The sequence below is a fragment of the Rhodococcus sp. IEGM 1381 genome, from assembly GCF_030056795.1.
GTDB lineage: Bacteria > Actinomycetota > Actinomycetes > Mycobacteriales > Mycobacteriaceae > Rhodococcoides.
Map to the genome: position 1 here is coordinate 1,919,630 of NZ_JASHKQ010000001.1, position 23,783 is coordinate 1,943,412.

The window sequence follows — 23,783 nt, forward strand, 5'->3', positions numbered from 1 at the left end:
CGGTACTGGTCGGTAACCTCTGCACTCGTGATCGGACTCTCTCGTGACGGCGATGTCGTCACTCTCGAATTGCAGCGCCCGGATCGACGCAATGCGTTGAACACGGAGCTGTGTCTTGCGGTGCGCCACGGTGTGGAACAGGCCGAGCGTGAGGGGGCGCGGGTTCTCGTCATCACCGGTCAGGGCACCAGCTTCTGCGCGGGTGCGGATCTGACGGGGGATGCGTTTCCGGAATCGTTCGGGCAGATCCTCGAGGAGATGTTGATCGCCGTCGAGTCCGTGTCGATTCCGGTGGTCGCGGCGATCAACGGCCCGGCTGTGGGGGCAGGCACCCAGTTGGCGATCGCCTGCGATCTGCGTGTGGTCGCGCCTGACGCTTTTTTCGAGATTCCGTCGACGCGGCTGGGTATCGCGGTGAGCAACTGGACCATCCGGCGGTTGGCTGCGCTCGCAGGCGGGGGAGTTGCCCGCACGATTCTGCTCGGCGGGGAGCGGGTGTATGCCGAGCAGGCCTTCACCTGCGGGTTGGCGAACAAACTCGGTGACGTCGATGCGGCGATGAAGTGGGCCGAGTCGATCACCGAGCTCGCTCCGCTGTCTTTGCGTCATCTCAAGCTCGTGTTCAACGACGATGAGATACACGATGATCCGACGCCGGAGCAGCATGCGGCGTTCGAGGCCGCGTGGAGCAGTGAGGACATGAAGGAAGCGCGCCGCGCCCGATCCGAGAAGCGCGCACCGAAGTTCGTGGGCAGGTGATCTCCGGCGCGCCCGATGCGGGCGATACCGCATGGCTGCTGGCCAGCACCGCGCTGGTCTTGCTGATGACGCCCGGCCTGGCCTTCTTCTACGGCGGCATGGTGCGCTCGAAGAGTGTGCTCAACATGATGATGATGAGCCTGTCGGCCATCGCCGTGGTGTGGCTGTTGTGGTTGGCGTTCGGGTTCTCGATGGTGTTCGGCGACAACGTGATCGGCGGGTGGATCGGAAACCCGTTGCAGTACGCCGGTTTCGAGGGTCTGTTGGGCGGGGTGTACACCTCGGCCGGGGGAGCGGTGTCGATTCCGTTGGTGGGAACCGTTCCGGCACTGGTGTTCGCGGCGTTCCAAGCGGGGTTCGCCATGGTGACGGTGGCGTTGATTTCCGGTGCTGTCGCAGACCGGATGCGGTTCGTTCCATGGGTGCTGTTCGCGGCGTTGTGGTCCACTCTGGTGTATTTTCCGGTGGCGCACTGGGTGTTCTCGCTCGACGGGCTCACCAGTGAGTTCGGCGGATGGTTGACCAACAAGCTCGGCGCGATCGACTTCGCCGGCGGCACGGCCGTAGAGATCAACGCCGGAGTTGCCGGGCTGGTGCTCGCGCTCGTAGTCGGCAAGCGTCGTGGCTGGCCGCGAGATCCCATGCGCCCCCACAACCTTCCGGCGGTCATGCTCGGTGCCGGGTTGCTGTGGTTCGGCTGGTTCGGCTTCAACGCGGGATCGTCGTTGGCCGCGGACGGCGTCGCCGCAGTGGCCCTGGTGAACACTATGGGTGCTGGAGCGATGTCCATGGCGGCGTGGCTCGTCGTCGAGAAGTGGCGGGACGGTCACGCCACATCGTTCGGCGCAGCCTCGGGTGTCGTGGCCGGTCTGGTGGCCATCACACCGTCGTGCGCGGCGGTCACCCCGATAGGTGCCGCGGCAATCGGCATCGCGTCGGGTGCTCTGTGTGCTCTGGCCATCGGCCTCAAATACCGCTTCGGCTACGACGATTCACTCGACGTCGTCGGCGTGCATCTCGTCGGTGGCATCGTCGGCACGCTGATGATCGGGCTCGTGGCCAGTGCGCAGATGCCGGCGGGTGTGGACGGGCTGTTCTACGGCGGCGGCCTGCATCAGCTGGGGGTGCAGGCGATCGCGGTGGTGGCGGTGTTCGTCTACTGCGCGGTGGTCACCACCGGCATCGCGTTCGCGATCAAGGCGGTCATGGGCGTGCGCGCCGACGCGCAGCACGAAGCCGACGGCCTCGACGAGCACGAGCACGCCGAGTCCGCCTACGACTTCGGGGTGGGCCACGGAGGCAGCAACAAGCCTGGCCTTTTCGGTAAGTAGGGACAACCCGTACACGCCCTTTACGAACCGATCGGTCGCTGAAAGTCGTTCTGTCCCTTTCGGGTTGATGCGATCGATCGTTGTTCGGTTCGACCCCGTTCGTTCATCTTCGGTTCGCTCTACTCGCTTGTTGTGCCCATAGTTTTTCGCTGCTCGGTATCGAGAGATGGACACGACGAAAGACAGAGGAACATGAAGCTGACTCGATTCGCGGCAACGTCCGCATTGGTCATTGCAGCGATGACGACCGCCATGGGCACCGCCTACGCGGATCCGGCACCGGCTCCCGCCGCTGCCGTCGGGTGGAACGTCACCCAGGCCGGCAACCAGGTCCTCGTCGACACGACGGCCGGCACCCTGAGCAACGAAGACAACCACCTCGTGGTCCGTGACGCCAATGGCGCACTGGTCGACTCGGTTCCGCTGGCCATTGCCGCCGACGGATTCTCGCACCCCGTCGCCGCCGTGATCGACGGTAACCACGCCACCCTGACCGCTGATGTCTCGCCTGCCGCGGCAACCCCGCTCTCCACCACCCTCCCCGGCCTGCAGCAGGTCGACCTGCCCGCCGCAGTCGCGGGCGTCAAGGACAACCTCGCGCTGTCTGCTTCGGTCGGCGGATTCCTCGGCGCTGCAACCGGTCTCGTGGGCGGATGTGTCCTCGGAGCAATTGCGATGGGCGTAGTTTCGGCTCCGACGGTTGTGCTGTTCGGACCGGGAACCATTGCAGGCTGCATCGGTGGCGCGTTGCTTCTCGGCTCGACCGCGTCGCTCGCCGGCACCGCTGTGGGTGGCCTGTCCGCTATCGCCAGCAACGCCGCACCGTTCGTCCAGCTCCTCAACGCTCCGCCCGCAGTCAAGAAGTAACACCGCCTCGACAACAGTGCTGTGGCCCGCATCGGATATCCGGTGCGGGCCACAGTCGTCGAAAGGTACTAGCGTGCCAGAGCGAGATCCCCCACGTGAGCCCGTCGGGCTGCCGTGACGAGTTCGACGATGGCGTCCGCCACCTCGTGTGCTCGTTCGAGAATCACCATGTGTCCGGCCTGCGCGACGCGCACCAACCGCGCGTCGGGAAGGTGGGAGGCGAGGGTTTCCGAGTGTCGCATCGGCGTCATCAGATCGTCCGAGCCGCACAGCACCAGAGTGGGAATCGAGGCCAGTGCCGCCAGACCGGCCACTTCGTCGAGACCGCGGAACGCCCCGAGGAACGCTGCCATCGTCACGATCGACGTATCGCCGAGCATGGCCGTCGCCAGCGTGACCACCCGCGGGCTGACTTTGTGGGAGCCGCATCCCGCCGTCCTGACGATTGGGGCGCACACTCCGCGACTGAGCCTCTTGGCACCCGACATCAGTCGAGGGGCGCGTCGAACAGCTGCCTGAAACGCCGACACGGCCGGATGCGCGAGGCAACTGCCGAGCCCGTCGTCGGTGATCCCGCCCGCGGACGTTGCGATCAACCCGACCCCTACCAGGCGCGAGCCGATGGCGTCCGGGTACTGACGCGCGTAGGAGAGCGCCGTCATGCCGCCCATCGAGTGTCCGATCACGACGAACGGCCCCACCGGGACGACAGCGCGGATCACGTCGGCCAGGTCCTCACCGAGCTGATCGATGGTGCAGCTCTCCGGCGCGGCCGCACTCGATTCCCCATGACCGCGGTGGTCGTACATGACGATTCGGACGCCGTCTCCCCACGTGTGTTCCACCTGCCGGCGCAGGTCGGTCCACGACTGCATGCGCAGGCAGTGCCCGTGCACGAATACCGCGGTCAGAGGCGCATTTGGACATCCGAATTCACGAACCGCCAGCGCAGTGCCATCGCCGGTAGCGACGGTGCTGCGGCGCCCGACCTGATTGGCCTGCTCGCTGGTGTTCATGTGCGCTCCGCGGGTGTGAGGGTCACGTGCTGCGACTTCGGTTGTTGCCCGGTACTTCGCTCTCACGACACGCCGTGTTACTTGAATCACATTTACTTCGGATGTGGTAGCCGATGCGACCAAGCCGAGCGGGAATCTGCGCCGAAGCACTCATGAGCGTTCAGGTGAGGGCGCGCGTTGCCAGTGAGGAGATCGGCCATGGGCGTGGACAGGCTCGACGAGGTAGTACCGCAGGCCGTCGCGGGAGATAGAACCGCCCTCGAGCAGGTGCTCGTACTGATCCAGCCGCCGGTACGCAGATATTGCGCCGCCCGAATCGGCAATCTCGACGTCGCCGCCGACGATGTGGTGCAGGACGTATGCCTCGCCTTGGTCACCGCCATTCCCAAGTACCGCGACATGGGCAAGCCCTTCATGGCCTTCGTGTACGGAATAGCGGCTCACAAGTTGGCCGACGCCGCGCGTAAATCGGTACTTCGACAGACGTTTTCCATCGACGAAATGCCCGAAGAGCAGTCGCAGGATGCCGGGCCGGAGCAGCTCGCTCTCGGCGGCGAACTGCGCAGTCACGCGGAGGCTCTGATGGACACCCTGCCGACGAAGTATCGCAAGATCATTCTGATGCGAGTGGTGTGGGGTCTGACGGCACCGCAAACCGGTGCTGCCCTCGGAATGACGGCCGGAGCCGTGCGGGTGGCCCAGCATCGGGCTATGAACATGCTTCGTGCCGAACTGTCGAACTTCTCGCTGCTGGACGCCCGCGCGGCCGCCTGATACGGCGTCGACGGCGGGTCTCAGCAGCGAATGTCCGAAACGCCGGAATGAGTAACACCAGCTACATCAACGCAAGACACTCCGGCAACTTGGTGGTTCTACGTTACTGATCCATGACCGCCGTACAGCCTGCGCCGACAGACACCGCGCTGAAAGAGACGCTCGAGGACTACACGCTGCGCTTTGCGCCGCGTAGCTACCGTAAATGGGGAACCGGTGTTGTCGCGACGTCCGCGCTCGGCGGCATCGCGTATCTCGCGGACTTCGCCATCGGTGCCAACATCGGAATCTCCTACGGAACCGGCAACGCACTCTGGGGCATCCTGGTTTTCGCGGTCGTGATCTTCCTGACCGGGCTTCCGCTCGCATACTATGCTGCTCGATACAACATCGACCTCGACCTGATCACGCGGGGAAGCGGATTCGGCTACTACGGCTCGGTGGTCACCAACGTCATCTTCGCGACGTTCACCTTCATCTTCTTCGCGCTCGAGGGCTCGATCATGGCGCAGGGACTCGAACTGGGACTGAACATTCCGCTGCCCATCGGCTACGCGGTCTCCACGATCATGGTCATCCCGCTGGTCATCTACGGCATGAAAGCCCTTGCCAAGCTTCAGGTCTGGACCACTCCGCTGTGGCTGGTGCTGATGGTGCTGCCGTTCGTGTACCTGGTGGTCAGCAATCCCGACTCGGTCGGGCAGTTCATGGCCTACGGCGGAGCCGATGGCGAGGCAGGTAAGGGTGTCAACCTCGGCTCGGTGATGTTGGCTGCAGGCGTCTGCCTCTCGCTCATCGCCCAGATCGCCGAGCAGATCGACTACCTCCGGTTCATGCCGCCCAAGACACCGGAGAACAAGCGGCGCTGGTGGACCGCAGTCATACTCGCCGGACCGGGCTGGGTGATCTTCGGTGCACTCAAGCAGGTCGTCGGCCTCTTCCTCGCCGTGTACCTGATCGCCAACGTCGTCGACGGATCCACCATCGCCAACGAGCCGGTGCACCAGTTCCTGGAAATCTACGAGAACTTCATGCCCGGCTGGCTCGCCATGACGCTCGCGGTGATCCTGGTCGTCATCAGCCAGATCAAGATCAACGTCACCAACGCGTATTCCGGATCGCTGGCGTGGACCAACTCCTACACCCGCATCACCAAGACCTACCCGGGCCGCATGGTCTTCGTGCTCTTCAACCTCGCGATCGCGCTGGTCCTGATGGAAGCCAACATGTTCAGCTTCCTCAACAACATCCTCGGCTTCTACGCCAACTGCGGTATCGCATGGATTGCCGTCGTGGCCTCGGACATCGTGTTCAACAAGTACATCCTCAAGCTCTCACCCAAGGTGCCCGAGTTCCGACGCGGCATGCTCTACAACATCAACCCGGTCGGTTTCGGATCCATGGCGGCGTCGGCGATCCTATCGATTCTGGTGTTCTTCGGCGCATTCGGACCGGCCATCAAGCCGTACTCACCGATCGTGGCTCTCGTTCTCGCTCTGGTACTTCCGCCCATCCTGGCAGTGGCGACCAAGGGCAAGTACTACCTGCGACGCACCGATGACGGTATCGATATTCCGATGTTCGACGAGCACGGGAATCCGACCGACGTCACCCTGCTGTGCCACGTCAGCGGCATGGAGTTCGAGCGACCCGACATGATCGCGTCGAACGTGCCCGGGCCCAACGGAGAGAAGCAGTACATCAGTTCACTGTCGCTGAGCACCGACAAGACGGGGGAGCACATCCTGCCCCCGCAGTGAATCATCGTGTGAGTGGAACTTCGTAGCAGGCTACGAAGTTCCACTCACATGCGGCGAAGCCGCTCAGATGGTGCGCGTCAACCGATCAGCAAGCAAGCGAGAGAACTTCGCCGGATCCTTGAGCTCGGTGCCTTCGGCCAACAAGGCCGTCGCGTAGAGCAATTCGGCAGTCTCGGCGAGGTGCGGGTCATCGCTGCGATCCTCGCGGGCCTTCTTCAATCCCGTCACCAGATCATGGGTGGGGTTGAGTTCGAGGATCCGCTTGGAGGTCGGCACGAACTGGCCCGAGGCCTTGTACATCTTCTCGAGCTGCGGGGAGAAGCTGAATTCGTCGCCGACGACGCAGGCCGGTGACGTCGTCAGTCGCGTCGACAGACGTACCTCCTTCACGTCCTCGCCGAGGGTCTCGGTGAGCCAGGTCAGCAAGTCTGCGAATTCCTTGTCCTGCTCCTCCCGCTTGGCCTCGGACTCCTTCTTCTCCTCTTCCGTGTCGAGATCCACCTCGCCTTTGGCGATGGACTGGAACGACTTTCCGTCGAAGTCGGTGACGTTGCCGACCCACACCTCGTCGACAGAATCGGTGAGCAGCAGCACCTCGAGCCCGCGAGCCTTGAACGCCTCCATGTGCGGCGAGCTCTCGATCTGCTGACGCGATTCGCCCGTCATGTAGTAGATCTGCTGCTGGCCGTCCTTCATCCGGTCCACGTACTCGGCGAGAGTGGTGACGCCCTCCTCGGAGTTCGTGGACGCGAACGACGCGATGCCCAACAGGGTTTCGCGGTTGTCGTTGTCGGAGATCAGGCCCTCCTTGAGGACCGTGCCGAACTGCGACCACAAGGTCTTGTACTTGTCGGGCTGCTCGCTCTGCAGTTCCTTGACCGTCGAGAGCACCTTGCGCGTCAACCTGCGACGGATCGCGCGAATCTGCCGATCCTGCTGCAGGATTTCACGAGAGACGTTGAGCGAGAGGTCCGCTGCGTCGACGACACCCTTGACGAACCGCAGGTACTCGGGCAGCAGTTCCTGCGAGTCGTCCATGATGAACACGCGCTTGACGTACAAGTGCACGCCCGCCTTGCTCTCGCGCATGAACAGGTCGAACGGTGCCTGCGACGGAATGAACAGCAGCGCTTGGTATTCGAACGTGCCCTCGGCCTTGAACGGGATGACCTCGAGCGGCTCGTCCCAGGCATGGCTGACGTGCTTGTAGAACTCCTTGTACTCCTCCTCGGACACCTCGTCCTTGGAGCGAGTCCACAGCGCCTTCTGCGAGTTGATCGTCTCCGTCTCGATCGTGACGGTGTCCTCGCCGCCTTCCTCTTCACTCTTGACGCGCTTCTCGACGTCGATGCGAATGGGCCAGGCGATGAAGTCGGAGTACTTCTTGACCAGTTCCTTGATCTTGCGTTCGGACGCGTAGTCGTGGAGGTGGTCTTCCTCGTCGGCGGGCTTGAGCGCCAGCGTCACCGAGGAGCCCTGCGGCGCGTCGTCGACGTCGGTGATCTCGTAGGTGCCCTCGCCGGTGGACTCCCACTTGGTGGCAGTGCTCTCGCCGGCCTTGCGGGTGAGCAGCGTGACCTTCTCGGCCACCATGAACGTGGAGTAGAAGCCGATGCCGAACTGGCCGATCAGTTCCTCGGAAGCAGCTGCATCCTTGGCTTCCTTGAGCTTCTTGCGCACCTCGGCGGTGCCGGACTTCGCCAGCGTGCCGATCAGGTCGATGACCTCCGCGCGCGACATGCCGATGCCGTTGTCGCGGATGGTGAGGGTGCGGGCCGCGGAGTCGATGTCGATCTCGATGTGCAGATCCGAGACGTCGACGTCCAGGTCCTTGTTGCGGTACGACTCCAGGCGCAGCTTGTCCAGCGCGTCCGAGGAGTTCGAGATCAGTTCACGGAGAAAGCTGTCCTTGTTGGAGTAGATGGAGTGCACCATCAGATCCAGGAGCTGACGCGTCTCCGCCTGGAATTCGAGCTGTTCGGTACTCAATGTCTCCCCTTCTAGCAGCAAAACCGACGCGAGCATTCTAGGGCAAGGCTACGGGTGAGCTGCGAAGACGTCGGCGCCGCCTACTGTGGTGACGTGACGAAGACGAAGTTCGTACTGGGAGCCACGGCAGCGATCAGCGGGGCATGGTTGGCGCGTGCGCTGTGGGGTCTGCCGTCGGCCATCGGTGCCCGACGGGCGCAGATCACTCCTTACGCGGCCGGGTCTCCGCGGTATCGCGATCGCCGGTTCCACAACTCCGACCCCAGTTCCAGCTACGTGCCGGGGCGCGGCGAGAAGGGGCAGCAGAACATGCTCGTCTCGCTCGTCACCGACCGCGGCAAGGGCAGGCCCCAACGCCCGATTCCGTTGGCACCGCCGATCGCTCCCGTGGATGCGGGTGAGCTTGCGGTCACCTGGTACGGACATTCGAGTGTGCTCATCGAGGTCGACGGCTATCGCGTTCTCGCCGATCCGGTGTGGAGCAATCGCGTCTCCCCGTCCTCGGTGGTGGGGCCGGCGCGGTTGCATCCGACGCCGGTCGAGTTGAGAGATCTGCCGACGGTCGACGCCATCGTGATCTCCCACGACCATTACGACCATCTCGACAAGGCGACCGTGCAGAAGCTGGCCGCCGCGCAGTCGGCCCCGTTCGTGGTGCCGCTGGGAATCGGGGCGCATCTGCGCAAGTGGCGGGTGCCCGAAGATCGCATCATCGAATTGGACTGGGACGAGCAGACGAGCATCGGCGGCCTCACCGTCACCTGCACCGAAGCTCGGCACTTCTCGGGCCGCGGTCTGACCCGGGACTCGACGCAGTGGGCGTCCTGGGCCTTCGCCGGTCCGATTCGTCGGGTCTTCTTCGGTGGCGACACCGGCTACACACCGAAGTTCGCGGAGATCGGCAGCAACTACGGACCGTTCGATCTGACGCTGCTTCCCGTCGGGGCCTACGACGTGCGGTGGCCCGACATCCACATGAACCCCGAGGAAGCGGTCACGGCGCACATCGATCTGACGGCGTCGGGCATCTTCGTGCCTATTCACTGGGCGACGTTCAACCTGGCTTTTCACCCGTGGTCCGAGCCGATCGTGCGCCTGCACGCCGCCGCGCAGGACGTCGGAGTGCAGGTGGCGGTGCCGATGCCGGGCCAGCGAATAGACGGCACGCGAACCCTGCACGACGATCGTTGGTGGGCTCGGCTGGGCTGACCGAACCCCATTAAGCTGCACGCATGTCTATCGACGCCGATGCGCAGCGTGATTCCGGGCTGACCCAGGCGGATGTCGCCAGGCTCAGGGCCGAGGGCAAGTCCAACGATGTGCCGGCGCGGGCCAGTCGGTCTGTCCGCGACATCGTCCGTGGCAACGTGTTCACCCGCATCAACGCGATTCTCGGTGTGCTGTTGATCATCGTGCTCTCGACGGGTTCGGTGATCGACGGAATGTTCGGGCTGTTGATCGTCGCGAACAGCGGCATCGGCATCATTCAGGAGATTCGCGCCAAGCGCACGCTGGATCGGCTGGCGATCGTCGGTCAGAACAAGCCTCAGGTGCGACGCGACGGTGTCTCGCAACAGATTCCGCCCGACGAGGTCGTTCTCGGCGACGTCGTCGAACTGGGGCCCGGTGATCAGATCGTCGTCGACGGCGAGGTGATCGAGACCGCGAGCCTCGAGATCGACGAGTCGCTGCTCACCGGTGAAGCTGACGCGGTGCACAAACTTCAGGCAGCGCAAGTACTTTCGGGCAGCTTTGTGGTCGCGGGCAGCGGTGCGTATCGCGCGACGAAGGTGGGGCGCGATGCCTACGCGGCCAAGCTCGCCGAGGAGGCCAGCAAGTTCACCCTGGTCAAGTCCGAGCTGCGTAGCGGTATCGACAAGATCTTGAAGTTCATCACGTACCTGATGATTCCGGCCGGTGCGCTGATCATCTACAACCAATTGTTCTCCAGCGGGCAGGCTTTGAAGCCGGCCCTCAACGGCATGGTGGCCGCGCTCGTTCCGATGGTCCCCGAGGGCCTGGTACTGATGACCTCGATCGCGTTCGCGGTGGGTGTGATTCGGCTCGGTCAACGGCAATGCCTGGTGCAGGAGCTGCCGGCGATCGAAGGACTCGCCCGTGTCGACGTGGTGTGTGCCGACAAGACCGGCACCCTGACCGAGAACGGTATGCGTCTGTCCGAGTTGGTGCTCATCGATGAGCACGACTCCGATTCCGTCTCAGCAGCTCTCGCGTCTCTGGCGAACAACGATCCGCGGCCCAATGCCAGTGTGCAGGCCGTGGGCGAGGCGTATCCGGACGCTCCCGGGTGGACGCAGACGGCCGTCGCCCCGTTCTCCTCGGCCAAGAAGTGGAGTGGGCTGTCGTACGGCGAGCACGGAAACTGGCTCCTCGGTGCTCCGGACGTACTGCTCGACCCAGGCTCCGAGACGGCTCGACTCGCCGAATCCACAGGATCGAAAGGCCTGCGGGTATTGCTGCTCGCCAGCAGTGACATCCCGGTCGACGCCCCGGATGCACCCGGTGTCGTCACCCCGCGAGCGCTGGTGATTCTCGAGCAGAAGGTTCGCGAGGACGCCCGAGAGACGTTGGACTACTTCGCAAGTCAGCACGTACAGGTGAAGGTGATCTCCGGTGACAATGCCGTCTCGGTCGGTGCGGTCGCCGGATCACTCGGCCTACCCGGCGGCGACGCCCCGATCGACGCGCGAGAGCTGCCCGAGGACTCGGAGCAGTTGGCCGACGCTCTTGCGAGTTCCACCACGTTCGGCCGCGTCCGGCCCGATCAGAAGCGGGCGATGGTAGGCGCGTTGCAATCTCGTGGCCACACGGTCGCGATGACCGGCGACGGCGTCAACGACGTCCTCGCGCTCAAGGACGCCGATATCGGCGTCTCGATGGGTTCGGGAAGTGCGGCGACGCGAGCCGTCGCGCAGATCGTGTTGTTGGACAACAAGTTCGCCACTCTGCCCTACGTCGTGGGGGAGGGGCGACGCGTCATCGGCAACATCGAGCGAGTCTCCAACCTGTTCCTCACCAAGACCGTGTATTCGGTGCTGTTGGCGTTTCTCATCGGGCTCTCGGGCGTGCTGTCGCAGATCTTCCACTTCGAGCCGATTCCGTATCCGTTCCTACCGCGGCACGTGACGATCGCGGCGTGGTTCACCATCGGCATTCCGGCGTTCGTGCTCTCGCTTGCGCCCAACAACGAGCGAGCGCGCAGCGGGTTCGTCTCACGGGTGATGCGGCTGGCCGTCCCGTCCGGACTGATCGTCGGCTCGTGCACGTTCGTCTCCTACCTGCTGGTGTACGCGGGCCCGAACGCCACCGAGTTTCAGGTGACGCAGGCCAGCACGACCGCACTGATCACCCTGATCATGATCGCGCTGTGGGTGTTGGCCGTTGTCGCACGGCCCTACAACTGGTGGAAGATCCTGCTGCTCTCCGGATCGGTCGGCGGCTACCTGTTGCTGTTCGCAATCCCGTTCTGCCGTAGCTTCTTCAAACTCGACCCGTCCAACATCGGAGCCACCACCAGTGCACTGATCATCGGCGGAATCGGTATCGCGCTCGTCGAGGTCGCCCACCGGATCGGAACAACACTGCGCAACAGGCAGCACAAAACGTAAGCTGGCCAGTGTTCGGTTTCAACCCAGAAGGTAGGAGAGAGTCATGGGCTTCGCAGACAATCTGAAGGGCATCGTCGACAAGGGCAAGGACCTTGCGGCCGAGAACTCGGACAAGATCGACGACGTCGTAGAGAAGGCGGGGGACTTCATCGACAACAAGACCGGCGGCAAGTACTCCGACAAAATCGACAAGGTCCAGGAAGCAGCCAAGAAGGCAATTCTGGACAAGTAGGACCTATCGGTCGTCCGGAGCTCGTCGTTGCGGCCGTCGGTCGCGCCGTAGTGTGCGGCTGACGGCACAATCGTCTCGGTGGACGGACCGATTCTTCTTCTCGTAGTCATCTTCGCGATTGCCGTCGCCGGTTTCGCCAAGCGTCTGGACCTACAGGTCCCGCTCGTTCTGGTCACCGTCGGGTCCATCGCGTCCTTCGTTCCCGGCGTTCCGCATGTCAGTCTCTCGCCCCAGCTGATCCTCGGCGTGGTGCTTCCGCCGCTGCTCTACTCGGCCGCGCTCGACTTCTCGTTCGTCACCTTCCGGCGGAACCTCGGCCAGATTCTTCGGCTCGGACTGGTCATGGTGATCGTGACGACGGTCGCCGTGGGCTGGTTCGCGAATCTGCTGATTCCCGAACTGACGCTCGGTGCGGCCCTGGTGCTCGGTGCCGTTGTGGCCCCACCCGATGCGGTGTCTGCGATCTCCGTCGGCCGCAAGCTCGGCCTCCCCGCGAGAATGATGGCCATCCTGACCGGGGAGAGCCTGGTGAACGACGCGGCCGCGTTGACCCTGTTCACCCTGGCCGTGGCGTCGGTGACGGGTAGCCGCATCGAACTGGGTTCACCGGTGTTGTTCTTCGGATACGAGATCGTCGGGGGCGTTCTGGTCGGGCTGGTCCTGTCGCGCATCGTCCGGTTCATCCGCAAGCGCATCGCAGATTCGGCCCTCGAGACAGTGCTCGGTCTCGTGCTGCCGTTCGCGGCCTATCTGGCGGCGGAGGAAATTCACGCCTCCGGTGTCCTTGCCGTTGTCACCGCCGGCTTCGTGTTGGGCCGCATCACCGCAGACGTCTCGGTCACCACTCGGGTCCAGGAACGTCAGGTGTGGCCGACGCTGGATCTGCTCCTCGAGGCATTCGTGTTCGCCTACATGGGTTTACAGCTGAAATTCGTGATCGAGGAAGTGCAACGCGAGGGGTTGCCGGTCCATCATGTATTCGGGTATGCGCTGGTGGTGCTCGTAGTGGTCATGGCTGTCCGTCCTGCCTGGATTTTCGTCAATTCGGGTCGACACATGTTGTTTCGCAGACTGTTTCGGCGAAAGGCGCCACGCGAGACCGGTCTGAGCTGGCAGCAGAACCTGGTGCTCTCGTGGGCAGGTATGCGCGGAGTGGTGACGCTTGCCGCGGCCGCCGGTGTGCCGTTGACGACGGTGGTGGGGGACGAATTCCCCGGTCGCGCTGTGATTCAGGCCGTCGCATTCGTCGTCGCGGTCGGAACGTTGCTGCTGCAGGGCTTGACGCTTCCGCTGCTGATCCGCCGACTCGACGTCGCCGATCCACTCGAGCAGCAACGCACCGACAATCAGCGATTGCTTTCGCAGGCCATCGCCCGCACCGCCGCCGAGACCTACCTCGAGCGTGCTGCGAAGGACGGAATCGAGGGGGTCGACAGCGATCGGGTAAGCGAGGTGATCTCGCGTGTTCGCCGTTCGGTACGGGCACGGTTGGACGCGGACGAGACCGAGGATCGAGAGAAGCGAATCGCCGCGGCCGGAGCGCTGTTCGATACCCTGCGGCACAACGTGCTGGTCGCGCAGCGGGCGGCGCTGGTCGCCGCCCGGGACTCGGGGGAGTTGGACGACGAAGCTCTGCGCGCAGTGTTGAATGGTCTGGACGTGGAAGAGATTGCGGCCGAAGCCCGCATCGAACGACGCACGATGTAGACGAACGCAATGTAGGAGCGCAGAGACAGTGAGGTCGAGCGGGTTGGTGGCGGCCGCGGCACTGGCGTTCGCACTGTCCGCCTGCAGCGCGCCGGTGGTGCCACCCGAACCGTCCGTCCCGGCAGCGATTGCTGCGCCCGAGGGCTCCGAGCGCGGCGCTATCGTGTCGGCGATGCAGCTGGGCCAGGTCGACATCGGCGTCGCGTACCTCGGCGGGACGGCCTTCAAGATCGTCTACCGCACCACCGACGGGGTGAGCGGTGGCGGTACCGAGACGTCGGGAACGGTGTTCGTGCCCAGAGGTTCTGCGCCTGCGGGCGGCTGGCCGATCGTGTCGGTGGGGCACGGCACCACCGGCGTCACCGACGAATGCGCACCCTCGCTCTACCCGAATCTGTTGGGCACCGTCGGATTGGTGACGCCGTTCCTCGAGCGCGGCACCGTGGTGGTGGTGACCGACTACCAGGGGCTCGGCACACCAGGGGATCCGGCCTACCTCGACCGAGACGCCGCCGCCTACGACGTCATCGACGCGGTTCGAGCGGCCCGCAACGTGGTGCCCGACGTCGGCACCCGGTGGGGCGCGGTAGGTACTTCTCAAGGTGGACAAGCAGTCTGGGCCGCTGCCGAACGCAATGCCGACTACGGTGACGGCTTGCAGTTGGTGGGTGCCGCGGCGCTCTCTCCGGTGGCCGATGCCACTCGATTCTTCGCACCCGAGACCGAACAGACCTTGGCGCGCCAGTTGCTGGTGCCGTACCTCGTAGAGGGTCTGCACGCGGTGGAATCGAGCGTCGACCGCTCGGACTACATTCGCGGATCGTTCGCAGACAACGTGACTGCACTGACGGCGTGCAGCGATCTGCTCGGCTTCTCCAAAGCCGACGCCGGAGCCGTCATCGATCCGGCCGACGCACTCCCGGCCACGGACCAGGCGGCGAACCGAATGTCGGACTGGCTTGCATCGGTGGCGTTGCCGAAGTCTCGCACCGAGGTCCCTTTGTTGGTACTGATCGGCGAGCGGGACGACCTGATCGATCCGCAGTGGACGCGTGCCGCCGCGACGAAAGCCTGCGCGTTGGGCGACGACGTCGAGTTGCGCTCCGAACCGCAGCAGGGGCATGCCGATCTGGCGGCCAACGGCATCGGCGTCGACTGGCTCGTCGAACGATTCCTGAACGTACCGACTTCGAGTACGTGCGTGCCATGACGGCGGCCTTGGCCTGGCTGGCGGTGATCGTGGCGCTGATCGTCACGGTGATCGCAGTCATCAGCCTGCGTGGTCGACGTGATCTGACCACACCGGCCGAACGAGCCGTGCACTCCACCCTGCACACCGCATCGCTGGCGGCCAAGCCGCTGCGCGACGGTCTCGACGCCCGTTCTGCATCGGTCGCGGCGCCTCATCTGCGGGTACTGACCGGGGCGGACGCACTGGGTATCTGCGATCCCGACGGTTCCCTGCTGGCCTGGGACGGTCCGTGGGAGGAGCTGACACCGGCGTTCGTGGAGGCGGCGAATCGAGCCGTGGACGGGCAGCGGCGAGTGTTGGTGCGTCTGCCGCTCGGTTCGATCCACCCGGTGAAGGCGCTGGTGGCGCAGCCGCTGGTAGTCGACGATTCGCCGGTGGTCGGGGTGTTGGGTGCGGCCATGGTCGACGAGCCGGGACCGGGCGTGCTCGGTGCCATCGCCGAGGTCGCTCGCTACGCGTGTGGGCAGATCGAGCTCGCCGAACTCGATGCGTCGAGGGCTCGGTTGGACCGCGCCGAGGTGCGGGCGCTCCGGGCGCAGATCAGCCCGCACTTCATCTACAACGCACTGGGCACCATCGCGTCGTTCGTCCGTACCGATCCCGATCGGGCCCGGGAACTGGTGCTCGAGTTCGCCGATTTCACTCGATATTCGTTCCGCAATGCCGGCGAGTTCACCGTGCTCGCGGACGAACTTCGCAACATCGACCGGTACCTGACGCTCGAGCGTGCTCGCTTCGGTGATTCTTTGCAGGTCTCGTTGCAGGTCGCGCCCGAGGTGTTGGGGGTTGCGCTGCCGTTCCTCGCGCTGCAGCCGCTCGTCGAGAATGCCGTTCGGCACGGTCTGTCCGGCAAGGCCGACGGCGGCCGCGTGACGATCATCGCCGCCGACGAGGGCACCGACGCGGTGATCAGCATCGAGGACGACGGCGTGGGGATGGACCCCGAGGTGCTGCGGTCGGGCAGCCTGCACACCGAGGACGCGGCTCATGTCGGATTGGCGAACGTGGACGATCGGCTGCGGGCGGCCTTCGGAAACGACTACGGTCTCGTCGTGGACACCGCACCGGGCGCAGGCACCAAGGTGAGCATGCGCGTGCCGAAATTCAGGCCGGGTGTGCGGGCATGACGCAGGCCGAAACCACGGGCGGACGCGGATTGGTCGTGCTCGCGGTGGACGACGAGCGCCCCGCGTTGGACGAACTCGCCTTCCTGCTACGCGAGCAGGATGCCGTCGCCGAGGTGTTCACCGCGCAGGACGCGACCACCGCATTGCGGCAGCTCCAGCAGTCCTCCGCACAACCGGTTGTCGATGCCGTGTTTCTCGACATCAATATGCCCGGCCTCGACGGACTCGAGCTGGCCGGCATTCTGTCGGCGTTCGCGCGGCCACCCGCCGTCGTGTTCGTCACCGCCCACGACGATCGGGCCCTCGCCGCATACGATCTGGGTGCCGTGGACTATCTGCTCAAGCCACTGCGTGAGGATCGGCTCGCCGAGGCGGTTCGACGCGTCCTGGTTGCCCGCCGTCGACCGGTGCAGTCCGCCGACACCTCAGCCGACGAGGTCATTCCGGTCGAACTCGGCGGAACCACCACGTTGGTGCATCGGTCCTCGGTCGCATGGGTCGAGGCCGACGGTGACTACGCCAGATTGCATACCGGTACTGGCTCTCATCTCGTGCGGATACCGATCTCGGCACTCGAAAGTCGCTGGGCCGATTCGGGATTCCTACGGGTACACCGCTCCTATCTGGTCTCGCTGCGACTGGTGACGGGAATCCGTAGCGTCGGTTCGGGTCTGGTGGTGTGCGTGCGTGGAAGTGGTGATCTGGCCGCCTGCGAGTTGCCGGTGAGCCGCAGGCACGCCAGGGAGCTCAAGGACAGACTGGTCCGCGGGCCGCTGCAATCGTGGTCGTCGCGATGATCAGGGGTGCGCGGTGAGTCAACCGCATCGGCAGCGCGTCGTACTCTCGCAGCGTCGCGGCGCACGGATGGTGCGCACCCGCGTCGAAGTGCAGGAGCAAACCGAGGTGGGCGACGCTCTGGTTCGTAGTCTCGTTCGTGCCCAGCTGCTGCTGTCGGTGCGGTTGGCGGTGATGACGCTGTCGATACTGTTCGCAATCCCACTGTCGGTCGTGCTGCTCGAACGTTTCACCGATGTCGCGCTGCTGGGTATCGGGTTGCCGTGGTTGGTGCTGGGGGTGGCGATCTATCCGCTGCTCTTCGGGGTCGGCTGGGCGTACGTGCGCCGGGCCGAGCGCAACGAGACGGAGTTCGTCGGTCTGGTCGAGGACTAGGCGTCGGTGAACCAGTCCATTCCCGTCGCAACGGTGATCGCGCTGCTTCTGGCAGCTGCGGCCACCGTCGGCATCGGCGTCTACGGAGTTCGGTTGGCCCGGACCACGTCGGACTTTCTGGTGGCCTCACGTTCCGTCGGTCCGCGGTGGAACGCCGCGGCCATCAGCGGTGAATATCTTTCTGCTGCATCGTTTCTCGGTGTCGCCGGTCTCATAGCCAAATACGGTGCCGATGCGCTGTGGTATCCCGTGGGCTTCACCGCGGGCTACCTGGGTCTGCTGCTGTTCGTCGCCGCGCCCCTGCGCCGGAGTGGTGCGTACACGGTGCCGGATTTCGTCGAATTCCGGCTCGGTGCACCGTGGTTGCGGACCGTGGCCATGCTGGTGGTGGTGATCATCTGCGCGCTGTATCTGGTGCCGCAGTTCCAGGGCGCGGGCCTGACCTTGAACATCCTCCTCGGAGTACCGGGCTGGGTCGGGGCCCTGGCTGTAGGGCTCATCGTGATCGCCAACGTCGTCGGCGGCGGAATGCGCTCTATCACCTTCGTGCAGGCGTTCCAGTACTGGCTCAAGCTCACCGCGATCGCGATCCCGGCCTTGGTGTTGGCCGTGTACTTCTTCGCCGACGACCGTAGCGTCGGCAGCCCGGCCCCACCGACGGTGTCCGAGGAGACCGTGGTCGACATCACCACCGATGTTCTCGTACAGGTGGATTCGCCGATCGTCGTATCCGTGGCGGGCACCCTCGACGACGAGAGCGTCGACGGGCGGATCCGCATCGAGGCCGGTGAACACCGCCTCGGATCAGGCACTTCGCTCACCTTGGACGCAGGCTCGCCCGTCCCCGTGGTGGCGGGAGCGCCGACGACCGACCGGGCGTGGTCGATGCCCGGCGGGGGACTGGGCGGCGCGCATCCGCTGTATCAGGTGCATTCGCTGATTCTGGCCACGTTCCTCGGAACCCTCGGCCTGCCGCACGTGCTGGTGCGGTTCTACACCAACCCGGACGGCCGAGCCGCGCGACTCACCTCGTTGACCGTCCTTGCGTTGCTCGGCATGTTCTACCTGTTCCCGACGGTGCTCGGCGTCTTCGCTCGCCTGTACGTGCCGCAACTGCTCATCACCGGGGCATCGGACGCCGCGGTACTGCTGTTGCCCGGCTCGGTGCTGTCCGGAATTCCGGGGCAGCTGCTCGCCGCTCTCGTGGCCGCCGGCGCCATCGCAGCATTCCTGTCGACCTCGTCCGGTCTGCTGGTCAGCATCGCCGGAGTGTTGAGTACCGATGTGCTCTCGGGCAAAGTGCGAGACTTCCGCGTCGCCGCGATACTCGCCGGCGCTGTACCGCTTGCCCTGTCGATCGGCGTTGTCTCACTCGACCTTTCACGCACAGTCGGGCTCGTGTTCGCCGTTGCGGCGTCCACCCTGTGTCCACTGCTCGTACTCGGTATCTGGTGGCGCGGACTGACCGCAGCAGGAGCAGCAACCGGACTGCTCCTCGGCGGCGGGATCTCCCTCGTGGCCGCGTCGATCTCCGTCGTCACCCCCATCTCCGACGGCATCCTCGGCGGTTGGGCGGCAGCGATACTCGGCTACCCGGCCGCGGTCAGCGTTCCCGTCGCCTTCGCCGCGATGATCGTCGTCAGCCTCGCCACCCGAAAAACGGTGCCGTCGGACATCTCCCGCATCTTCGCCCGACTGCACCTGCCCGAGGGCCTCGACATGGGCAAAGACCGAGAGCGCGAACTGTAGGGCGCACCGCTCGGCCGCCATTCTCGACCGCTCGTCGCACACTCCCGCAGCCCACCGTGTGATCGACGCCACCTCCTGATTTTGTGACCTGACTCTCACTACTGTTCCGACTCAGCTAGAGCTCACATCTACTTCAGGAGTCCAAGGTGACCGCACCGGAAACCAATTCGCCACCGGACGCGCAAGCGTTCGTAGACATGCAGGCCAGTCCGGAGTTCCAGGAACTCCGACGTCGCCTGCGTAGCTTCGTGTTCCCGATGGCCGGGTTCTTCCTGGTCTGGTACGTCGTCTACGTGCTGCTGAGCACCTACGCCGTCGACTTCATGTCGACCAAGGTGTGGGGCAACATCAACGTCGGCCTGCTGCTCGGCCTCGGCCAGTTCGTCACGACGTTCGCCATCACCGGCATCTATGTGAAGTTCGCCAACCGTGAACTCGATCCTCGCGCCGCAGCCTTGCGCGCCGAGATGGAAGCCTCCCAGGGAGCCAAGTCGTGAACGTATTAGCCCAGGCCGCCGACACCACCGTCGGTGAACCGCTCGTCAACATCGCGATCTTCGGTGCGTTCGTCCTCATCACGATGGCCGTCGTCATTCGCGCATCGAAGAAGAACGCGACCTCCGCGGAGTTCTTCACCGCCGGTGGCGGATTCTCCGGACCGCAGAACGGCGTCGCCATCGCCGGTGACTACCTCTCTGCGGCAAGCTTTCTCGGTATCGCCGGTGCCATCGCCGTCTATGGCTACGACGGCTTCCTGTACTCCATCGGCTTCCTCGTCGCTTGGCTCGTCGCCCTGCTCCTGGTCGCCGAGTTGCTCAGGAACACCGGCAAATTCACCATGGCGGACGTGCTGAGCTTCCGGCTCAAGCAAGGCCCGGTTCGCACCGCGGCCGCGTTGTCCACCTTGACCGTCTCGCTGTTCTACCTGCTTGCACAGATGGCAGGTGCCGGCGGACTCGTCGCATTGCTGCTCGACATCTCCGACCGCACCGGGCAGTCCATCGTCATCGCCATCGTCGGTGTGCTGATGATCGCGTACGTGCTCATCGGCGGCATGAAGGGCACCACCTGGGTGCAGATCATCAAGGCCGTTCTGCTCATCGCCGGCGCCGCATTCATGACCGTTCTCGTGCTCGCCAAGTTCGGCCTGAACTTCTCCGAGCTGCTCGGTAGCGCACAGGCCATGGTGTCCTCGTCGGCAAGCGACGCCGTCGCAGCGCGCGACGTCATCGAGCCCGGTGCCCAGTACGGCGGCAGCGCCACCTCGAAGATCAACTTCCTCTCGCTCGGTATCGCACTCGTGCTCGGCACTGCGGGTCTGCCGCACGTGCTGATGCGCTTCTACACGGTGCCCACCGCCAAGGAAGCTCGTCGCAGCGTCGTGTGGGCCATCGCGCTCATCGGTGCGTTCTACCTGTTCACCCTCGTGCTCGGCTACGGTGCCGCAGCGATCGTCGGACCGGACCGCATCCTGGCCTCGGCCGGTGGTCAGAACTCCGCGGCCCCGCTGTTGGCGTTCGAGCTCGGCGGCGTCATTCTGCTCGGCGTCATCTCGGCGGTTGCCTTCGCGACCATCCTCGCCGTGGTCGCCGGCTTGACGATCACCGCGTCGGCGTCGTTCGCTCACGACATCTATGCGAGCGTCATCAAGAAGGGCAAGGTCGACGACAAGAAGCAGGTCAAGGTCTCGCGGATCACGGCCGTCGTCATCGGCATCCTGGCCATCGGCCTCGGCATCCTCGCCAACGGGCAGAACATCGCCTTCCTGGTGGCTCTCGCGTTCGCCGTCGCTGCGGCCGCGAACCTGCCGACCATCCTGTACTCGCTGTTCTGGCGTCGCTTCACCACCACCGGCGCACTGTTCAGCATGTACGGAGGCCTGATCTCGACGATCGTGCTGATCATCTTCTCCCCGGCCGTCTCCGGATCGCCGACGTCGATGGTTCCCGGCTCGGACTTCGCCTGGTTCCCGCTCTCCAACCCGGGCATCGTGTCGATCCCGCTGGCATTCATCCTCGGCATCGTCGGAACACTGATCTCGAAAGACACCGAGAACACCGACAAGCAGGCCGAAATGGAGGTTCGCTCCCTCACCGGCATCGGTGCGGAAAAGGCCAGCTCGCACTGATACACCCGCAGATCCGATCGAGAAGTGCCCGTGTGAGCAAGGCCTCACACGGGCACTTTTCGTTCAGCGGTTACCATCCCTGCTGTGGCCAAGCTGAAGGTTTCCCTCGACGTCCCACTGACCCCCGAGCAGACGTGGGCGCATGCGTCCGACCTGTCCGGATACGAGCAGTGGCTCTCCATCCACGAAGCGTGGCGCGGGGAGCTGCCCGAGCAGCTGGCCGTCGGCACCACTCTGGACTCCATCGCGAGCGTGAAGGGCATGCGCAACCGGGTTTCCTGGAAGATCGAGTCCTACGATCCGCCCAAGAAGCTCGAGCTCAAGGGCAATGGCAAGGGCGGGGTGAAGATCGGTCTGAACCTGACGGTGACACCGAAAGGCGACGGTTCCGAGATCACGATCGACGTCAACCTGGGCGGTGCGCCGCTGTTCGGTCCGATCGGTTCGGGCGTGGCCCGTGCACTCAAGGGCGACATCGAGAACTCGTTGAAGACGTTCGTCAAGATCTACGCCTGACGTAGTATCTGGCGAACCGAACGGCGGGGTGGATGATCTTCTCCCTCTCGCTCGCTACGGAGAGGTCATGTCATGCCCGGTAGACACAGTGCTTCGTCGTCCACGACGAGCAGTAGGGGAGTGGTGAAGTACGGCGTCATTGCCGCTGCCCTCCTCGTGGTGGTCGCAGGTGGCGTGGTCGTCGCACAGAAGGCCCTCGGTTCCGAATGCGGCGACCCCGCGTCCTACTCGCTGGCCGCGGACCCCGCGATCGCGCCGGTGCTGCAGAAGATCGTCGACGGCACGTCCGCCGAAGATCTGGATTGCGCTCGGATCGACGTGACCGCGAGCGAATCGGGTCAGGTCTCGGCCGCGGTGGCCAAGGGTGCCGATGCGCCCTCTCTCTGGATTCCGGATTCGTCGCTGTGGGTCGGCAAGACCGTCCGGTCCACCGCGTCGCTGATCGACCTCGCGAGTCAATCGGTGGCCAGTACCCCCGCTGTGCTCGCTGCCCGCAAGGACGAGGTGCCGTTCTTCGACACGTGGCTCACTGCCTTGAAACTCGAAGGCCTGCGTATCGGAAACCCGTTGACCAACACCATGTCCGACGCGGCGATCCTGGGCGCGGTGGCCGAGGCCGGATCGGACGAGAAAGCCCTCGACTCGGTCTCGGCGGCTCTCGTTCCCATCGCACAGGCTCAGGCTGCCACCCGCGGTGAGGCCGATCCGAACGCCCGTCTGGACGACGTGGTCGCCGACGGCGGAGTCGCGGTGGTCTCGGAGCAGACCTTCCTGCAGTACCAGACCGACAACGACGGAGATCTCGGCGCGACGGTACCGCCGACGGGCAGCGTCTTCCTGAACTTTCCGTTGGCCGTGACCGAGCCTGCGGACGACCGACACGAGGCCGCGAAGTCCGTCGGAACGGCTTTGGCGGCGGCCATCGAATCCGAGCAAGGCCAACAGGCGTTGTCCGAGGCCGGATTCCGCGGAGCGGACGATGCAGTGCTGGATTCCGACCGTGGGATCGGGGAGGTGACGCCCCTGACGATTGCCGATCAGCAGGCCGCCGAGTCGACCCTCAAGCAGTATCAGGTGTTGGCGCTTCCCTCGCGGGCATTGGTGATGGAAGACGTCTCCGGATCGATGAACTACAGCGCAGGTGCGAACACGCGCATCGCCATGACGGTGCAGGCCAGCGAGACCGGCAATCGCCTGTTCCCCGACAACGCGTCGATGGGATTGTGGGCATTTTCGATCGGACTCGGCGGCGGCAGCCAGGACTACAAAGAGCTGGCACCGATCCGGAAGATGGACGAGAAGGTCGGCAACACCAGTCAGCGCGAGGTGCTGCTGCAACAGACTCGAACCCTTCCATCTCTGGTCGGGGGCGGTACCGGCCTGTACGACACCACGTTGGCTGCGTTCCGCACCGTGCAGGAGGGTTACGACCCCAACGCGGTCAACAGCGTCATCATTCTCACCGACGGCACCAACGAGGATCCCGACAGCATCTCGCTCGACCAGCTGTTGTCGACTCTGCGTGCCGAGCAGGACCCGTCCAGGCCTGTCGTCATCGTCACCATCGGCATCACCGATGACGCCGATGCCGGTGTGCTGCAGCAAATTTCTGCAGCCACCGGCGGCTCGAGCTTCGTAGCGCGAAATCCGGCCGAGATCCCGAATGTCTTCGTCAATGCGCTGAAAAGCCGTTCTGGTCGCTAACGGCATCGACCCGAAACGTTGGCGACGACAACGAAATTCGCGAGAGTTCTGGGTAATTCGCGGGACCGTCGAA

20 protein-coding genes are annotated in these 23,783 nt (G+C 64.6%); 18 read left to right on the forward strand and 2 right to left on the reverse strand.

What is annotated here, in order from left to right; all coding sequences use genetic code 11:
• Positions 1-27: 27 nt before the first annotated feature.
• The 3 genes from QM797_RS09080 (at position 28) to QM797_RS09090 (ending at position 2,957) form a co-directional block, all read left to right on the forward strand.
• Positions 28-759 (forward strand): enoyl-CoA hydratase, encoded by a 732-nt coding sequence (locus QM797_RS09080; protein ID WP_283275007.1) that lies wholly within the window; start codon positions 28-30, stop codon positions 757-759.
• Positions 756-2,090, forward strand: a complete 1,335-nt coding sequence (locus QM797_RS09085; protein ID WP_283275008.1) for an ammonium transporter — start codon at positions 756-758, stop codon at positions 2,088-2,090. The genes QM797_RS09080 and QM797_RS09085 overlap by 4 nt, the downstream gene beginning before the upstream one ends.
• 192 nt (positions 2,091-2,282) lie before the next feature.
• Positions 2,283-2,957 carry a DUF8020 domain-containing protein gene (locus tag QM797_RS09090; protein WP_283275009.1) on the forward strand — a complete coding sequence of 225 codons (675 nt, stop codon included), beginning with the start codon at positions 2,283-2,285 and terminating at the stop codon, positions 2,955-2,957.
• A gap of 68 nt (positions 2,958-3,025) precedes the next feature.
• Here QM797_RS09090 and QM797_RS09095 read toward each other — a convergent pair whose 3' ends face one another.
• Positions 3,026-3,973 (reverse strand): alpha/beta fold hydrolase, encoded by a 948-nt coding sequence (locus tag QM797_RS09095; RefSeq protein ID WP_283275011.1) that lies wholly within the window; start codon positions 3,971-3,973, stop codon positions 3,026-3,028.
• Between the two features lie 198 nt (positions 3,974-4,171).
• Between QM797_RS09095 and shbA the strand changes: the two genes are divergently transcribed.
• Together shbA and QM797_RS09105 are read left to right on the forward strand one after the other, a co-directional pair.
• Positions 4,172-4,747 carry an RNA polymerase sigma factor ShbA gene (shbA, locus tag QM797_RS09100; RefSeq protein ID WP_283275013.1) on the forward strand — a complete coding sequence of 192 codons (576 nt, stop codon included), beginning with the start codon at positions 4,172-4,174 and terminating at the stop codon, positions 4,745-4,747.
• A gap of 113 nt (positions 4,748-4,860) precedes the next feature.
• Positions 4,861-6,507, forward strand: coding sequence for a purine-cytosine permease family protein (locus QM797_RS09105; protein ID WP_283275015.1), 1,647 nt, complete (start codon positions 4,861-4,863; stop codon positions 6,505-6,507).
• A 63-nt stretch (positions 6,508-6,570) separates the two neighbouring features.
• Here the strand turns inward: QM797_RS09105 and htpG are convergent, their stop codons facing one another.
• Positions 6,571-8,496, reverse strand: a complete 1,926-nt coding sequence (gene htpG / locus QM797_RS09110; RefSeq protein WP_283275016.1) for a molecular chaperone HtpG — start codon at positions 8,494-8,496, stop codon at positions 6,571-6,573.
• 93 nt (positions 8,497-8,589) lie between these two features.
• On the opposite strand from htpG, the gene QM797_RS09115 reads away from it, so the two are divergent.
• From QM797_RS09115 to QM797_RS09175, 13 genes are all read left to right on the forward strand, one after another.
• A complete protein-coding gene (locus QM797_RS09115) occupies positions 8,590-9,705 on the forward strand; it encodes an MBL fold metallo-hydrolase (RefSeq protein WP_283275017.1) in 1,116 nt (371 codons plus the stop codon).
• Between the two features lie 23 nt (positions 9,706-9,728).
• On the forward strand, positions 9,729-12,125 hold the full coding sequence (locus QM797_RS09120; protein ID WP_283275018.1) for an HAD-IC family P-type ATPase: 2,397 nt from the start codon (positions 9,729-9,731) through the stop codon (positions 12,123-12,125).
• Between the two features lie 43 nt (positions 12,126-12,168).
• On the forward strand, positions 12,169-12,357 hold the full coding sequence (locus QM797_RS09125) for an antitoxin (protein WP_283275019.1): 189 nt from the start codon (positions 12,169-12,171) through the stop codon (positions 12,355-12,357).
• Between the two features lie 78 nt (positions 12,358-12,435).
• Positions 12,436-14,064 (forward strand): Na+/H+ antiporter, encoded by a 1,629-nt coding sequence (locus tag QM797_RS09130; protein ID WP_283275021.1) that lies wholly within the window; start codon positions 12,436-12,438, stop codon positions 14,062-14,064.
• A 28-nt stretch (positions 14,065-14,092) separates the two neighbouring features.
• Positions 14,093-15,274 carry an alpha/beta hydrolase family protein gene (locus tag QM797_RS09135; protein WP_283275024.1) on the forward strand — a complete coding sequence of 394 codons (1,182 nt, stop codon included), beginning with the start codon at positions 14,093-14,095 and terminating at the stop codon, positions 15,272-15,274.
• Positions 15,271-16,443 (forward strand): sensor histidine kinase, encoded by a 1,173-nt coding sequence (locus tag QM797_RS09140; protein WP_283275026.1) that lies wholly within the window; start codon positions 15,271-15,273, stop codon positions 16,441-16,443. Before QM797_RS09135 ends, QM797_RS09140 begins: the two co-directional genes overlap by 4 nt.
• The gene (locus QM797_RS09145; RefSeq protein ID WP_283275027.1) at positions 16,440-17,240 is read left to right on the forward strand and encodes a LytR/AlgR family response regulator transcription factor; all 801 of its coding nucleotides are present in this window, start codon (positions 16,440-16,442) and stop codon (positions 17,238-17,240) included. Before QM797_RS09140 ends, QM797_RS09145 begins: the two co-directional genes overlap by 4 nt.
• A 67-nt stretch (positions 17,241-17,307) precedes the next feature.
• On the forward strand, positions 17,308-17,613 hold the full coding sequence (locus QM797_RS09150) for a DUF485 domain-containing protein (protein WP_371833918.1): 306 nt from the start codon (positions 17,308-17,310) through the stop codon (positions 17,611-17,613).
• Between the two features lie 6 nt (positions 17,614-17,619).
• Positions 17,620-19,362: a sodium/solute symporter gene (locus QM797_RS09155; protein WP_283275030.1), complete on the forward strand. Its 1,743-nt coding sequence runs from the start codon at positions 17,620-17,622 to the stop codon at positions 19,360-19,362.
• 197 nt (positions 19,363-19,559) lie between these two features.
• Positions 19,560-19,859: a DUF485 domain-containing protein gene (locus QM797_RS09160; RefSeq protein ID WP_094613468.1), complete on the forward strand. Its 300-nt coding sequence runs from the start codon at positions 19,560-19,562 to the stop codon at positions 19,857-19,859.
• Positions 19,856-21,490, forward strand: a complete 1,635-nt coding sequence (locus QM797_RS09165) for a monocarboxylic acid transporter (protein ID WP_283275032.1) — start codon at positions 19,856-19,858, stop codon at positions 21,488-21,490. Before QM797_RS09160 ends, QM797_RS09165 begins: the two co-directional genes overlap by 4 nt.
• Positions 21,491-21,574: 84 nt before the next feature.
• The gene (locus QM797_RS09170; RefSeq protein ID WP_283275034.1) at positions 21,575-22,006 is read left to right on the forward strand and encodes a type II toxin-antitoxin system Rv0910 family toxin; all 432 of its coding nucleotides are present in this window, start codon (positions 21,575-21,577) and stop codon (positions 22,004-22,006) included.
• Positions 22,007-22,078: 72 nt separating this feature from the next.
• Positions 22,079-23,710 carry a substrate-binding domain-containing protein gene (locus QM797_RS09175; RefSeq protein ID WP_283275035.1) on the forward strand — a complete coding sequence of 544 codons (1,632 nt, stop codon included), beginning with the start codon at positions 22,079-22,081 and terminating at the stop codon, positions 23,708-23,710.
• The last annotated feature ends 73 nt before the right edge of the window (positions 23,711-23,783 follow it).